The sequence below is a fragment of the Blastococcus haudaquaticus genome (assembly GCF_900230285.1).
GTDB lineage: Bacteria > Actinomycetota > Actinomycetes > Mycobacteriales > Geodermatophilaceae > Blastococcus_B > Blastococcus_B haudaquaticus.
This window is the reverse complement of record NZ_OCNK01000004.1, coordinates 220675-235347: the sequence shown is the minus strand read 5'-3', so window position 1 is coordinate 235347 and position 14673 is coordinate 220675. Positions and strand designations below refer to the sequence as shown.

The following is a 14673-nucleotide window of genomic DNA, read 5'->3' as shown; positions in this document are numbered from 1 at the left end:
TACTAGGCGAGACCGAGTACCGCTGCTATCTTGCGTCGCATGACACCGGATCCGGACCGACGCACCCAGCTGCTGCGGGGAGTCCTCGACACCTGCCTGCTGGCGCTTCTGGCCCGCACGCCGACCCACGCCTACGACCTCGTGGTGCAGCTGGAGCGGCACGGGATCGAGGGCGTCGGCTACGGCACCGTCTACCCGCTGATGGGCCGGCTGCGCCGGCAGGGGCTCGTGGACGAGCAGGCCGAACCCAGTCCTAGCGGCCCGCCGCGGAAGGTCTTCTCGGTCTCGGCGGCAGGCCGTGCCGCGCTCGCCGAGTGGGCCGCGCAGTGGGACGCCACCACGTCGTCCGTCCGCACATTGCTCATCACCGCCGACGCCCTGCCCGATCCGGAGGTCGCTCCGCATGTCCACTCCTGACAGCCACCACCAGGCCGACGAGGTCGGCTCCGCCACCCGCGCCCTGGACCGGGAACTGCGACGGCTGCGCATTCCCCGCACCCGGCGGTCCGCGCTGGTCGAGGAGGTGCGCGCGGACCTCCGCGACGCCGCCGGCGACGGTCTCACCCCGGAGGCGCTGCTCGGGGACGTCGCAACCTTCGCGCGGGAGGCCGTGTCGGCCCGCGGCTGGACGCCCCGTCCCCGCGATTGGCGGTCGGCGACGACCACCGCCGTGACGGTCGGCGTCGTGGCCCTCGCCGTGGGCTACCTGCTGCTCCTCGAGGTCCTCAATCCGCTGATGAGCGAGTGGATCGACCTGACCCAGCGGTACCCGGTCGCCGGGCCGCTCCTCACCTACGCGGCCCTCGCCCTGATCGGCATCGCGGGCGCGCTCGCCGGGTTCGCCCGCTCCCTCTCGGGGCGGCCGGCCGCTCGGACATCGGTGACCCGGGCCACCGCACTGCTGCCGGTCGCCGCGGCACTCGGCGTGGGCGCGGCCATGCTGTTCGGCCGCGCCTGGGACTACTCCACCTCGCTGCCGGTGGTCCTGATCGAGGTCGCGCTCGTCGCCCTCCCGTGCGCGGGCTCCTTGTGGCTCGCCAGGTGGTGGGGTCTGCGGTCCTCCGCGGTCCCGGCCGCGCCGCCGGTCAGCGCGGGGTGATCGACAGCGTGAGCCGGCGGCGGCCCTCGTCGGAGCGGGCCGTGGCCAGACGCTCGGCCGACGGGGTGCCGTATTCCGTCGTCCGCTGACGTGCGGGCCGGCCGATCGCGGCCGCCATCGCCTCCAGCTCGGCGATGGTCTTCAGCGAGCCGTTCTCGCTGCCGGCCATCCGGCTGATCGTCTCCTCCATCAGCGTGCCGCCGAGGTCGTTGGCGCCGCCCTGGAGCACCGCCTTGGTCCCGGCGTCGGCGAGCTTCACCCAGGACGTCTGGATGTTGGGGATGCGCCCGTGCAGCAGCAGGCGGGCGACCGCATGGATGGCCCGGTTCTCCCGCACCGTCGGGCCGGGACGCGCGACGCCGGCGAGGTAGATCGGCGAGTTGTGGTGCACGAACGGCAGCAGCACGAACTCGGTGAAGCCACCGGTCTCGTCCTGCAGTGCGGCCAGGGTGCGCAGGTGCCCGACCCAGTGGGCGGGGGTGTCGACGTGGCCGTACATCATCGTCGAGGTCGTCGGGATGCCGACCTCGTGCGCCGTCCGGATGATCTCGAGCCAGGTCGCCGTCGGCAGCTTGCCCTTGGTCAGCACCCACCGGACGTCGTCGTCGAGGATCTCCGCGGCCGTGCCGGGGATGGAGTCGAGCCCCGCGGCCTTCGCCTCCGTCAGGAAGTCGCGGAACGACAGCCCGGTGCGCGCCGCGCCGTTCACGATCTCCATGGGGGAGAAGGCGTGCAGGTGGATGGCGGGCTGCCGCTCCTTCACCGTGCGGGCGAGGTCGAAGTACGCGGTCCCGGGCAGGTCGGGGTGGATGCCGCCCTGCATGCAGATCTCCGTCGCCCCGGCCGCCCACGCCTCGTCCACGCGGTCGCCCACCTGCGCCATCGACAGCGTGTAGGCGTCGGCGTCGGTGCGCCGCTGGGCGAACGCGCAGAACCGGCAGCCGGTGTAGCAGACGTTGGTGAAGTTGATGTTCCGGTTCACGACGTAGGTGACGTCGTCGCCGTTGACGTCGGCGCGCACCGCGTCGGCGAGCGCGCAGAGGTTCTCCAGGTCGGTGCCGTCGGCGCCAAGCAGGGCCAGGTACTCGGCATCGGTCAGCCCGGCCGGGTCCTGCTCGGCGTGCAGCAGCGCGGCCAGCACCTCCCGGTCGCCCGCGGCGAGCGCCGTCGAGTGCCCGTCCCGGGCGCTCTCGGTGCGGGAGCGCAGCTCCGACCAGTCGCCGTACACCGCGTCGAAGTCGCTGCGCCGGTCGGTGGTCCGGCCGACCGTGTCCACCTCCACGTGAAGGTCCACCCGGCCCGAGGAGGTCCAGGCCTCGTCCGGCTCCTGCCACGGCAGGCCGACGGGGAGGCGGCCCTCGACGGCCAGACCGTCCGAGCCGGCGAGCGCCGACACGTGCGGGCGCACCCGCGGGTCCAGCCAGGGCTCGGGCTGCTGCACGTAGGGCGGCTGGGCGGCCAGCCGCTCCCGCAGCTCGAAGCCGGCCTCGGCCGACAGCGCCGCCAGCTTGTCGATGTTCGGCCACGGCCGCTCGGGGTTCACGTGGTCGGGGGTGAGCGGGCTGACGCCGCCCCAGTCGTCGACGCCGGCGCGCAGCAGCAGGCCGAGCTCGGTGGAGTCCGACAGGTTCGGTGGCGCCTGCACCCGGGCCTTCGGGCCGAGCAGCAGCCGGCTGACGGCGACGGCGGCGACGTACTCCTGCAGCTCCAGGTCGTCGTGGGCCTGCATCGCCGTCCGGGGCTTGGCCCGGAAGTTCTGGACGATGACCTCCTGCACGTGCCCGTGCCGCTGGGCGGCCGCCCGGATCTGCAGGATCGCGTCCACCCGCTCGGCGTAGTCCTCGCCGATGCCCAGCAGCACCCCGGTGGTGAAGGGGACGGCGGAACGACCGGCGTCCTCCAGCACCCGGAGGCGGACGGCGGGGTCCTTGTCCGGTGAGCCGTAGTGCGGGCCGCCGGGCTCCGACCACAGCCGGGTCGCCGTCGTCTCCAGCATCATCCCCATGGAGGCCGAGACCGGCTTCAGCCGCTGGATCTCCTCCCAGGTCAGCACCCCCGGGTTGAGGTGGGGGAGCAGGCCGGTCTCCTCGAGCACCCGGATCGCCATCGCGCGCAGGTAGCCCAGCGTCGAGTCGAACCCGTGCGCCTCCAGCCAGGAGGCGGCGACCGGCCAGCGGTCCTCGGGGCGGTCGCCGAGGGTGAACAGCGCCTCCTTGCAGCCGAGGGCAGCCCCGGCGCGGGCGATGTCGAGCACCTCGTCGGGGGAGAGGAACGGCGCCTTGCCCTGCGCGCGCAGCTGCCCGGGCGTCGTCACGAAGGTGCAGTAGTGGCAGCGGTCGCGGCACAGGTGGGTGAGCGGGATGAACACCTTGCGGCTGTAGGTGACCACGCCCGCCCGTCCGGCGCTCGCGAGCCCGGCGTCGCGCACCCGCCCGGCGGCGGTGAGCAGCCGGTCCAGCGGCTCGCCGTCGCCGAGCCCTCGGGCGTGCAGCAGCGTCTCTGCCTCGACGGCGTCGAGGGTGACGCCGCGCTCGGCGCGCACCAGGGCGCGGCGGACGGCGGACTCGGCGGGAGGTCCGGAAAGCGAACTCATCGACGGCGACGCTAGTCGACGGACCTCGGTGCGGGGGGCCACCGGCTCCCACGACCGTGCCCGCGGGCGCTCAGCGCAGCGCGTCCGCCACCACGGTCGCTGCCCGGGCGATCAGCGCGTCGTCGTACCCGGCGTCGGCCGCGCCGCGGCTGGACAGGACGGCGAGCACGATCGGGGGCCCGTCGGAGGGCCACAGGACGGCGATGTCGTTGCGCGTGCCGTAGCCCCCGGCCCCCGACTTGTCGGCGACGCCCCAGTCGGCTGGAACGCCCGCGGCGACCAGCGTCGCGCCCGTGACGTTGCTGCGCATCCACCCGGTGAGCAGCTCCCGGTCCGCGGCGTCCAGCGCATCTCCGAGCAGGTACGCCGCGAGGTCGGTGGCGAGGGCCCGCGGTGTGCTGGTGTCGCGCTCGTCGCCGGGTACGCCCTGGTTGAGCGAGGTCTCGGTGCGGTCGGAGCGGGTGGTCGCGTCGCCCAGGTCGCGCAGCGCCTGCTGGAAGCCCGCCGGGCCGCCGAGCCGGGCCAGCAGGAGGTTGCCGGCGGTGTTGTCGCTCCGCGTGACCGCTGCCTCGAGCACGTCCCGCAGGGGCAGTCCGGCGCCGGCGTGCTGCCCCGTCACCGGCGAGTGGGCCACCAGGTCGTCGGCCGCGTACGGCACGAGCTGGTCGAGGTCCGCCGCGGACGCCGCCGCCAGGACGGCCGCCGCGCTGAGCGCCTTGTGCGTCGACGCGTAGGCGAACCGCTCGTCCGCGCGGTGCTCGATGGAGCGGCCGGTCCCGGTCTCGAGGGCGTACACACCGAGCCGGGCGTCGAACTGCGCCTCCAGTTCAGCGAATGCCGGTGCGACGTCGGCGACCGGTGCCGGGACCGGCGCGGTGGACGAGACGGCGGGTGTCGGTGGGCGCTCGGCCGTCGGCGTCCCGGCGGCCGAGCACGCGGCGAGGAGGACCGACATCGCGGTGGCGCCCGCGGACCGGGCGAGACGAGCACTCATCGCGTCCGAAGGTAGCGGGACGGCCCTGCGCTCAGATGTCGCGGCGGGAGAAGGACAGGGCGGTCAGCCCCCAGATGACGGCGACCCAGAGCACGGCCCACCCGAGGTACGCGGGTGCCAGCGGCGCCTCGCTGAGGAAGGGGAACCCGCCCTCACCCGGGCCCATCTGCACGAGCGCGATCGGGTCCTGGAAGGCGTTCATCGCGCCGCGCCAGAGCCCGTCGGTGGGCAGGATGACCCGCGAGACGGTGCCCACGCGCTCCACGCCGTCGTTGCCCAGCGCGCCGCCGATCCCACCGACGACGCCCGCGACCCACGTGGCGCCGAACAGCCCGACCGCGATGATCCCCGACGCCATCGGCGAGACGACGCTGGACAGCAGCAGCGCGAGGGTCAGCAGCACGACCGTCTGGCCGGCCAGGAGCGCGAGCCCCGCGGCCGGCGACGGCGGCCAGTACCCCACGGCCACCCGGACGACGAGGATCTCGGCGAGGCCGGCCAGGACCACGTAGCCGCCGCCGAACGCGACCAGCCCCAGCCACTTGCCGAGCAGGACCGACGACCGGCGGACGGGACGGGCGAGGATCGCCAGTGCCTGGCCCGACTCCACCTCCCCGGACAGCGTCGGCCCGGCGAGGAAGGCGGTGCCGATCGCAGCGATCAGGCTCAGGCCGAACATGATCAGGTTGAGCAGCAGCGACGCGACCAGGCGCGCCTCGCCGCTGGTCATGGTGCCCAGCTCGGTGTCCAGGCCGACCAGCTTGGAGAAGCCCCACGCGCTCAGCGCCAGCAGCACGACGGTCAGGGCGAGCAGCGCCCAGACCACCCGGCGCCGCATCGCCTCGCGCAGGGTGAGCCCGGCGATCGTCAGGGCGGTGCTCATGGCTCGACCTCCTCGTGGCGCAGGATGCCGAGCAACCGCTCCTCGAGGCTGATCCGCACGGGCTCGACGGCGTGCACCCGGACCCCTCTGCCCACGAGGTCGCGCACGAGATCGGGCACGGTGACGCCGTCGTCGTCGGAGGTCAGCTGGACGGTGAACCAGTCGCCGCTGCGGGTCGTCGAGCCGGCCGCGCGCAACCGGTCCTCGGCGCCGCCGTCCACGCCGGCCAGGCGCAGGCGCACCTCGCGCTGCCCGAGCAGCTCGGCGAGCGTGCCCGACGCGGCCACCTTGCCCTGGTCGAGGATCACCACGCGGTCGCACACCCGCTCCACCTCGCCGATGAGGTGGGAGTTGAGCAGCACCGCGACCCCGCGCGACTTCAGCGCGAGCACGAGGTCGCGGACGTCGACCCGGCCGATCGGGTCCAGCGCGCTGGTGGGCTCGTCCAGGACGACGAGCTCGGGACGCGCGACCAGCGCGACGGCGAGGCCGAGGCGCTGCTGCATGCCCTTGGAGAACCCGCCGACCCGGTCACCGGCCCGCCCGGTGAGGCCGACCAGGGCGAGGCACTCCCGCCGCTCCTCGGCGGGGACGTCCACGCGGGCGAGCCGCACGTGCAGGTCCAGCACCTCGGTCGGGGTCAGCCACGGCTGGTAGCGGAACAGCTCGGGGAGGTAGCCGACGGCGGCGCGCGAGCGGGGGTCGGTCGACCGCCGTCCGAGCAGCAGCACCTCTCCGGCGTCGGGCCGGACCAGGCCCAGCAGCATCTTGATGACGCTGGTCTTCCCGGCACCGTTCGGGCCCAGCAGACCGAGCACCTCGCCGCGGGCCACGGAGAAGGAGACGTCGTCGACGGCGGTGCGGCGTCCGTACCGCTTGCGCAGTCCGGAGCACCACACCGCCGGGGACGGCGGCAGAGCGGCGAGCTCTGCCGCCGCCGACGCGGCTGTCGTGTCGGAGGTCACGCCGCGGACGGTAGCGGCGTCAGCGGAGCCCACGGGCGACCGACAGGAGCTCGTCGGCGCTCAGCGTCCCGGCGACCCCGGTCATCACGCCGTCCTCGACCCAGACGACACCGGCGAAGAGCCCGTTGCGCGAGGTCAGCACGGTGGCGGTCGCGCCGTCCACCTCCGCTTCGGACGTGGTCACCAGCTCGGCCGGCACCGGCAGAGGCAGCGTCCCGCCGTCCTGCGACAGGTCCTCGAGCTGGGCCGCCAGCTCCGGGGGCAGGCCGGGGAGGGAGAGCAGGTACTCCTTCACCGTCTCGAACTGCACGCCGCCCGACGCGTCCACCGTCGGTGCGCCGACCCGGGCGACGACCAGCGTCGGCACGCCGCTCGGCTGCGCCCACATCGCCGCGACCCCGGGCCCGGCCTGCAGTCGCAGCGAGCTGCCGTCGAGCCCGTCCGGCACCGGCGGCAGGTCCTCGCCCTCGGCGGCCGCGGCTTCGGCAGCCTTGGCGGCGGAGAAGGTGAACGTGGCGGAGACGATGCCCGCGGCCTGGTAGGTCGGTTCCCCCGTCACGCCGGCGGGCAGCTCGGTGACCTCGGGCACGTCCAGGCCGGTCCGCTCCCGCGCGGTGGCGGCGTCCGCCACCTGCTCGGGGTTCGGCTCCTCGGTGATCTGCAGGTCCCCGTAGGCGGAGAGGTCCGGCACCTGGACGAGGTCGCCGGCCGTGATCTCGACCGGTTCGACGCTCTCGGTCTCGAAGATCGGCAGCCAGTCGTTGGCCGCCGCGACGCCGGCACCGGTCAGCAGGACCACCGCGCTGAGCGCGGCGACGGCGGGCCGGCGCACCGCCGTCCGCCAGCTGCGGCGCGACGCGGCGGGGGCCGGGCGGAACGCGGGAGCGGCGGGTGCCGCGGCCGAGAACCGGGCCCAGGCCGCGTCGGTGTCGACGTCGGCCTCGCGGGAGGTACCGAGCGCGGAGCCGACGAGCTGCGCGTCGGCGCGGGCGCTCTCCAGCGCGCGCAGGCAGGTGGGGCAGGAGGCGACGTGGGCCCGGTCGTCGTCGGGAACGCCGGCGGGCTCGTCGACCAGACGGCGCAGGATGCCCTCACTCGGGTGACGCATGGCGGTTCAGCTCCTCGAGCAGATGGAGTTCGGCGCGGCGCACGGTGGTGCCCACGCTCCCGGGGGACAGGTCGAGGGCGGCGGCGACCTCGACGTAGCTGAGGCCGCTGTGGCGGAGGACGAGCGCGGCCGCCTGCTTGTGCGGCAGCCGGGCGAGGGCGGCACGGACGGCGCTGCGTTCCTCGCGGGTGACGACGAGGTCCGCGACGTCCGGGGCGACGGTGGGACCGTCGTCGGCCAGTTCCTCCCGGGCGCTGCGACGGCGGCCCGAGCGGAGCAGGTTGAGCGCGGTGTGCGTCGCGGCGACGGTCAGCCAGCCACCGGCCTCGTCGGCCGGCACCGCGGAGCGGCCGAAGGAGAGGAAGACGTCCTGGGCGACGTCCTCGGCCTGGTCGCGCGAGCCCAGCACGCGGGCGGCGACGGCGACCACCCGCGGATAGTGCCCGCGGAAGACCTCCTCGAGATCCGTCCGGACGCCCACTCGTCCTCGCGGCATGCCCGCGCCTCGTTCAGTCCGGGGCCGGACCGCGCCACCCCACAGCGGGAGTGCGGCGGTGGCCGACGGCCGTACGAGTTCCACACCAGGTAAGCACCGCCGGGCCGCCGGATGTGACAGCCCTCGGCAACTTTCTCCGATCGACGCTCACGGCCGGGCGTGCGGGACGCCGGACTCGTCGACGTAGCGGCCCCGCAGGCGCAGCAACGGCCGGGCGCCGGCGCCGAGCACGGGAACGGCGTCGACGACCAGGAGTGCCACGACGTGGTCGCCGGCCGGGACGAGGCGGTCCAGCCGGCAGTCCAGGGCCACGACGCCGTCGTCGAGCACGATCGCGCCGCTGCCGGCCGCGCGCGACCACGGCACCGACTCGAGCAGGTGGCGGGCGCTGGGCCGGCCGGCCGAGGAGAACCGCGACGCCACGATCGCGTGCTGGGCCGCCAGGACGGTCAGCCCGCAGGAGCCCACCTCCTCGAGCACCTCGGCCGGGTAGCCGGCGGAGGTGAGGGCGACGGCGACCAGCGGGGGATCCGCCGACACGCTCATCACCGAGCTGACCGTGGTCCCGACGTCGTCGATGCCGTCGCGCACGGTCAGCAGGCAGACGCCCGCGGCGTACTGGCCCAGAGCGGCGGCGAACTCGGCGCGGTCGACCGGCATGGCGGCCAGTCGACCACATCGACAGGATGGAGCGTGTGAGCGAGCAGAGCTACGACGTGATCGTCATCGGTGCGGGGTCGACGGGGGAGAACGTCGCCGACATCGCCGTCCGGGGTGGGCTGACCGCCGTCCTCGTCGAGAACGAGCTGGTCGGCGGCGAGTGCTCCTACTGGGCCTGCATGCCCAGCAAGGCGCTGCTGCGCGGCACGGAGGTGCTCGCCGAGGCCCGGGCCGTCGACGGGGCCCGGCAGGCCGTCACGGGTGAGCAGGACGTCGCCGCCACGCTGGGACGCCGCGACTCCTTCACCTCGAACTGGGACGACGCCGGCCAGGTGGAGTGGGTGCACGGCGCCGGCATCGACCTGATCCGCGGCACCGGGCGGCTGAGCGGGGAGCGGACCGTCGTGGTCACCGCCGTCGACGGCAGCGAGACCCGGCTGACCGCGCGGCACGCGGTGGCCGTGTGCACGGGGTCGACGGCAGCGATCCCGCCGGTCGAGGGGCTCGCCGACGTGCAGCCCTGGTCACCGCGCGAGGCGACCAGCGCGAAGGAGGCACCCGCCCGCCTGCTGGTCCTCGGTGGCGGCTACGTGGGGTGCGAGATGGCGACGGCCTGGCAGGCGCTGGGGTCCCGGGTGACGCTGCTGCAGCACGGCGACCGGCTCCTGGACAACGCCGAGCCGGCCGCCTCCGAGGCGGTGCTCCGCGGGCTCCGGGGCGCAGGCGTCGACGTCCGGCTGGGCTCCCGGGTCGAGGCCGCCCGCCGGGAGGGCGACGAGGTGGTGCTCAGCTGCTCGGACGGCGAGGCCCGGGGGGACGAGGTCCTGGTGGCGGTCGGCCGGGCCGCCCGGACCGGTGACATCGGACTGGAGACCGTCGGCCTGGAGTCGGGGGCGTACCTCGAGGTCGACGACACCCTGCGGGTCGAGGGCGTTCCGTGGCTCTACGGGGTGGGCGACGCCAACGGCCGCCGGCTCCTCACCCACATGGGCAAGTACCAGGCACGCCAGGCCGGGGCCGCCATCGTGGCCCGCGCGAAGGGCGAGGAGGTGGACACCACCGACTGGTCGCCGTTCGTGGCCACCGCCGACGACGCTGCGACACCGTCGGTCGTCTTCACGATGCCGCAGGTGGCCAGCGTCGGGCGCACCGCGGCCGAGGCGGAGAAGGCAGGCGTCGCCCACCGGGTGGTGCAGATCCCGCTGAAGGTGGCGGGCTCCTCGCTGTTCGCCGACGACTACGAGGGCACCGCGATCGCTGTCGTCGACACCGACCGGGAGGTGCTGATCGGGGCGACCTTCGTCGGACCCGCCGTCGCCGAGCTGCTGCAGGCGGCGACCATCGCCGTGGTCGGTGAGGTGCCGATCCGCCGGCTGTGGCACGCCGTCCCCGCGTACCCGACCGTCAACGAGATCTGGCTCCGGCTGCTGGAGGCATACCGCGGCTGACGCTGCGGGGTGGGCGACCCGCCTGGGTCGCCCACCCCGTGGCTGCCGCAGCCCTGGGGCGAGGCGGCTATGTGCTGCCGTCAGGCGGTGGTCGCCTCGCGGCGCGGGAGCACCCAGCCGGGTCGCACGAAGTGGCACGTGTAGCCGAACGGGTACTTCTGCAGGTAGTCCTGGTGCTCCTCCTCGGCCTCCCAGAACGGGCCTGCCGCGGTCACCTCGGTGACGACCTTGCCGGGCCACAGGCCCGAGGCGTCGACGTCGGCGATCGTGTCCAGGGCGACCCGCTTCTGCTCGTCGCTGGTGTAGAAGATCGCCGAGCGGTAGCTGCGACCCACGTCGTTGCCCTGGCGGTTCTCCGTCGACGGGTCGTGGATCTGGAAGAAGAACTCCAGCAGCTCCCGGAAGGAGATCACGTCGGCGTCGAAGACGATCTCGACCGCCTCCGCGTGGTCACCGTGGTTGCGGTAGGTGGCGTTCGGGGTGTCGCCGCCTGAATACCCCACGCGCGTGGAGATCACCCCCGGACGCTTGCGCAGCAGATCCTGCGCGCCCCAGAAACAACCGCCGGCGAGGATCGCGGTCTCGGTGTTCATCGTGTGCCTCCTTTGGTGTCGTGCACGACAGGAGAACACCACGGCCGGTCCTGGTGTTTCCACCCCAGCCTGACCGCGGTCAGGCTGCTTCGATACCGGCCTCGGCGTATGCGGCCTCCCGGAGCCGGTCGCGGTCGACGCCGAGGGCGGCGAGTGCCCGGACGACGGTGCCGTGCTCCAGCCGGCTGATGGCCGCGACGACGTGGGCGCCCGTCAGTCCGCCGCGCTTCGCCGACTTCGACAGCGCGACGGCCTCCTGGAACACCTGCTGCGCCTGGGGTGTCGAGCGGAAGGCGCCGGTGGGCGAGCTGTGGAGCCCGGCCGCGCCGGGGGAGCCGTGCTCGGCCTCGACGCCCACCGCGGCGAGCGCGCGCTCGTGGATCTCCTCGATCGCGGTGCGCAGCTGCTGCGGGTCGACGCCGAACCGCTCGAGGGCGCGGGCCGCGGAGCCCTCGGGCAGGGACGTCGCGGCCAGCAGCAGGTGCTCCGGACCGGGCGTCTCCTCACCGGCCCTGCGCGCCTCGGCCTCGGCCGCCGTGAGCAGCTGCTTGATCGTGCGCATGTCCCGCACCGCGGTGACGAGTCCCATCGGTGTTCCTCCTGATCAGCGGCCGCGCCGGGCGCGGACCTCGGATGCGAACTTCTTGTGCGCGGCCTGGGCGCTGATCCCCAGCGCCTCGCCCACCTGGGCCCACGTCCAGCCCTGGGCGATCGCCTCGACGACCGCGTCGGACTCGAGTCGGCCGGCCAGCCGGCGCAGTGCCACGACCGCGGCGAGGGCAGCCTCCGGGTCATCGGGAGCGGGGAGGGGCTGCGCTGCGACCACGTCCATCAACCTATATTGATGACTGGGATCCGTCAACCATCGTTGATGGCCCGCCGTCAGGGCAGGGGGAACGGGGCGTCGTCCGGTGCGGGGAGGGGGCCGTCCGTCGTGGCCGTGACGGTCATCGTCCGGAACTGGGCCACCCCGCCGAACAGGGACAGGAACGCGGTGTCGGCGGCGTCCCGGCCGGAGCAGATCCGCACGAGCGAGCGGGTGGGGGCCAACCGGGTCGCGTCGACGACGGACCACACGCCGTCGACGTCGGCCTCCACGACGGCGTGGAAGTCCATGGGCGACAGTCCGGGCGCGTATGCCGCGACCAGCCGGGCCGGGATCTCCAGCGCCCGCAGCAGGGTGATGGTCAGGTGCGCGTAGTCGCGGCAGACGCCCTGGCCGAGCAGGAGCGTGTCGACGGCGGTGTCCACCGGACGGCTCGAGCCGGCGGTGTAGACCAGTCGGCGGTTCACCCACGCGGCGACGGCCGGGACCAGCTCGGCGCGGGGGAGCGTCCGGTCGAACTCGGTGCTCGCGAAGCCCTCGAGCTGGTCCGACGGGCAGTAGCGGCTGGGCCGCAGGGCCTCGGCCCACTCCGCCGGCGTCACCTTCCGCGGTGCCGCACCCTCCTCGACCGACGCCGAGTACGTGACCGTCGTGTCGCCCGCCAGGAGCTGCAGCCGGTGCACGCGTGCGCCGTGCACCTCGAACTCCTCCGGCTCGACGGCGGTGCCGCCGGAGAGGACGGTCAGCTGCTCGGTCGCCGGATCTGCGACGGCGATCTGCAGCAGGGCGGTCGCCGGCTCGGGGGAGGACATCGTGAGCGTGGCGGCGACCTCGGAGCGCATCGCGTCATCCTCGCCCACCTGGGGTTTCGTGCGCATGACGGCGATCACGCGGGACGAGGTCCCTCTAGTCCTCCGAGTCCAGGGGCTCGTCGAAGACCGTGCCGGTGGCGAAGGCCCCCGTGTCGTCCAGATCGGTCGCGCGCAGCGACGGGTGGCTGCGCTGCTGCGGCACGGAGGGGATCTCCCGGTCCTCGGGCAGCAGGTCGCCGGCGACGGCCTCGGCCGGGGCGTCCGTCATCTCGCCGATGAACACCTCGGCCGGGCTGGGCAGGGGGGCCGGGCGGCCGAAGGCGTAGCCCTGGGCCATGGCGCAGCCGTGGTCGAGCAGCCATGCGGCCTGGTCGAGGTCCTCGATGCCCTCGGCGATGACCTGCAGGCCCATGCCGCGGCCGAGCTGGAGGAGGCCCTGCACGAGCGCGGCGGTGGCAGGCTCGGTGACGACGTCGGCGACGAAGGACCGGTCGATCTTGACGGTGTGGATCGGCAGCCGGTGCAGGGCGGTGATCGCCGAGTAGCCGGTGCCGAAGTCGTCGAGGGCCAGGGTGACGCCCTGGTCGGTGACGACGGCGACGGAGTGCAGGGTGGCCTCGGCCGCGAAGAGCGCCGTCGACTCGGTGATCTCCAGCTCCAGGCGGTGGGGGGCCAGCCCCGACTGTGCGAGCGCGTCGGCGACCAGCTCGCTGAAGCCCTCCTCGGCGAGGTGGCGGGCGGAGACGTTGACGTGGACGCGCAGGTCGTCGGGCCACGCGGCGGCGTCGGTGCAGGCGCGGTGCAGCACCCAGGCGCCCAGCTTGGAGGTGAGCCGGTTGTTCTCGGCGGCGTCGAGGAAGGCGGCGGGGGGCAGCAGGCCGCGGGTCGGGTGCTCCCAGCGCACGAGCGCCTCGTAGCCCAGCAGCGCCTCGTCCGCGAGGTGCACGATCGGCTGGTAGAAGAGCCGCAGCTCCTCGTTGTCGAGGGCGTGCTTGAGGTCGGTCTCCAGTTGCAGCGCGTCCACGTCGCCGCGCGTGAGCGCGCCCTCGTGGACCTCGATGCGGGCCCGGCTGCCGTCGGCCTTCGCGCGGGTCAGCGCGCTCTGTGCCTGGCGCAGCAGGTCGTCGGGGGTGGTGTCAGAGCCCAGCGTGAGGCCGACGCTGGCGGAGAGGGTGATCTCGCGGTCCTGGACGATGAACGGTTCGTCGAGGACGGCCAGCAGGCGGTCGGCGAGCGCGCGCAGCCCCTCGAGGTCCTCGACGTCCTCGGCGACGACGAGGAACTCGTCGGCACCGAGCCGCACGGCGGTGTCCTCGACGCGGGTGCTCCAGCGCAGCCGGTCGGCGATCTGGCTGAGCAGCAGGTCGCCGGCCTCGTGGCCGAGCGAGTCGTTGACGGCCTTGAAGCGGTCGATGTTGAGGTGCACCAGGCCGACCTGCAGCCCACGGCGGCGGGACAGGGCGACGGCGTGCCGCAGGCGGTCGGTCAGCGCGCGGCGGTTCGGCAGCCCGGTGAGCGGGTCGGTGAACGCGCGGCGGACCAGGTCCTCCTCGGCGCGGCGACGGTCGGTGACGTCGACGAGGGAGAGGACGACGAACTGCGCCTCGCCGTTGCTGTGCCGGACGATCTCGTGCGACTGGACGACCCACAGCTCCGTGCCGTCGGAGCGCCGCAGCCGGCGCTCGCCGTCCAGCAGGAGGTTCGGGTCCAGGTGCGCGGGCTCGTTCGGGCCCGGCACCAGGCCGAGGTCGGCGACCGGCGGGTCGTCGGGGTGGGCGAAGAGGTCGACGTGCCGGCCGGCCAGGTCCTCGGCGGTCCGCCCGGAGAGGGCACAGAGCATGGGGTTGCCGACCAGGATGCGGCCGTCGAGGTCGACGAGGGCCTTGGGGATGGGCGCGGACAGGAACAGCGCCTGGAACAGCTGACCACGGTCGGCGAGCAGGGTGTCGATGGCCCGCATGCGCTGCCCGGCTGCACTGCCGGTAGCGGCGGGCGTCCGGGGCACCTCGGAAGCGGGAAGAGTCACCACCACAGGGTCACGCATGGTGGGCGGGAAGTGACGGACCCGGATCACGGAGAGTCGTGTTCATGCCGTCACGTTGCGTGAGTTCGGCTCGCGCGTTCGGCGTCTTGTGCCAACGCGGCGACGTGCGTCGGTCACATTGTCGTACGGGTCTGCCCTGGTCGGCCTCGCCG

General features: G+C 74.1%; 15 protein-coding genes. 3 read left to right on the top strand and 12 right to left on the bottom strand.

What is annotated here, in order from left to right:
• Positions 1-39: 39 nt before the first annotated feature.
• Complete coding sequence (locus CRP30_RS17255) at positions 40-417, top strand: PadR family transcriptional regulator (RefSeq protein WP_097185226.1); 378 nt, start codon at positions 40-42, stop codon at positions 415-417.
• A complete protein-coding gene (locus tag CRP30_RS17250; RefSeq protein ID WP_097185225.1) occupies positions 404-1099 on the top strand; it encodes a hypothetical protein in 696 nt (231 codons plus the stop codon). The genes CRP30_RS17255 and CRP30_RS17250 overlap by 14 nt, the downstream gene beginning before the upstream one ends.
• On the opposite strand, the gene CRP30_RS17245 is transcribed toward CRP30_RS17250, so the two are convergent.
• The 7 genes from CRP30_RS17245 to CRP30_RS17215 all read right to left on the bottom strand — a co-directional run bounded on the left by CRP30_RS17245 (position 1086) and on the right by CRP30_RS17215 (position 8798).
• On the bottom strand, positions 1086-3692 hold the full coding sequence (locus CRP30_RS17245; protein ID WP_097185224.1) for a bifunctional FO biosynthesis protein CofGH: 2607 nt from the start codon (positions 3690-3692) through the stop codon (positions 1086-1088). The genes CRP30_RS17250 and CRP30_RS17245 overlap by 14 nt on opposite strands.
• Positions 3693-3762: 70 nt before the next feature.
• Positions 3763-4686 (bottom strand): class A beta-lactamase, encoded by a 924-nt coding sequence (gene bla, locus CRP30_RS17240; protein WP_097185223.1) that lies wholly within the window; start codon positions 4684-4686, stop codon positions 3763-3765.
• A 31-nt stretch (positions 4687-4717) separates the two neighbouring features.
• Entirely contained in the window at positions 4718-5569 is an 852-nt protein-coding gene (locus CRP30_RS17235; protein WP_097185222.1) for an ABC transporter permease, read from the bottom strand.
• Entirely contained in the window at positions 5566-6534 is a 969-nt protein-coding gene (locus CRP30_RS17230; protein ID WP_235003501.1) for an ABC transporter ATP-binding protein, read from the bottom strand. Before CRP30_RS17230 ends, CRP30_RS17235 begins: the two co-directional genes overlap by 4 nt.
• Positions 6535-6553: 19 nt before the next feature.
• Positions 6554-7642: a hypothetical protein gene (locus CRP30_RS17225; protein WP_097185220.1), complete on the bottom strand. Its 1089-nt coding sequence runs from the start codon at positions 7640-7642 to the stop codon at positions 6554-6556.
• Positions 7626-8138, bottom strand: coding sequence for a sigma-70 family RNA polymerase sigma factor (locus tag CRP30_RS17220; protein ID WP_097185219.1), 513 nt, complete (start codon positions 8136-8138; stop codon positions 7626-7628). Before CRP30_RS17220 ends, CRP30_RS17225 begins: the two co-directional genes overlap by 17 nt.
• A gap of 147 nt (positions 8139-8285) precedes the next feature.
• Entirely contained in the window at positions 8286-8798 is a 513-nt protein-coding gene (locus CRP30_RS17215) for a flavin reductase family protein (RefSeq protein WP_097185218.1), read from the bottom strand.
• Between the two features lie 35 nt (positions 8799-8833).
• Between CRP30_RS17215 and CRP30_RS17210 the strand changes: the two genes are divergently transcribed.
• Positions 8834-10246 (top strand): dihydrolipoyl dehydrogenase family protein, encoded by a 1413-nt coding sequence (locus CRP30_RS17210; RefSeq protein WP_235003500.1) that lies wholly within the window; start codon positions 8834-8836, stop codon positions 10244-10246.
• An 80-nt stretch (positions 10247-10326) separates the two neighbouring features.
• On the opposite strand, the gene msrA is transcribed toward CRP30_RS17210, so the two are convergent.
• The 5 genes from msrA to CRP30_RS17185 all read right to left on the bottom strand — a co-directional run bounded on the left by msrA (position 10327) and on the right by CRP30_RS17185 (position 14503).
• Complete coding sequence (gene msrA / locus CRP30_RS17205; protein WP_097185216.1) at positions 10327-10839, bottom strand: peptide-methionine (S)-S-oxide reductase MsrA; 513 nt, start codon at positions 10837-10839, stop codon at positions 10327-10329.
• A gap of 79 nt (positions 10840-10918) precedes the next feature.
• Positions 10919-11428, bottom strand: a complete 510-nt coding sequence (locus tag CRP30_RS17200; protein ID WP_097185215.1) for a Clp protease N-terminal domain-containing protein — start codon at positions 11426-11428, stop codon at positions 10919-10921.
• A gap of 15 nt (positions 11429-11443) precedes the next feature.
• Complete coding sequence (locus CRP30_RS17195; RefSeq protein WP_097185214.1) at positions 11444-11671, bottom strand: hypothetical protein; 228 nt, start codon at positions 11669-11671, stop codon at positions 11444-11446.
• A gap of 50 nt (positions 11672-11721) precedes the next feature.
• On the bottom strand, positions 11722-12507 hold the full coding sequence (locus tag CRP30_RS17190) for a transglutaminase-like domain-containing protein (RefSeq protein ID WP_097185381.1): 786 nt from the start codon (positions 12505-12507) through the stop codon (positions 11722-11724).
• 64 nt (positions 12508-12571) lie between these two features.
• Positions 12572-14503, bottom strand: coding sequence for a putative bifunctional diguanylate cyclase/phosphodiesterase (locus tag CRP30_RS17185; RefSeq protein WP_235003499.1), 1932 nt, complete (start codon positions 14501-14503; stop codon positions 12572-12574).
• Between the last annotated feature and the right edge of the window lie 170 nt (positions 14504-14673).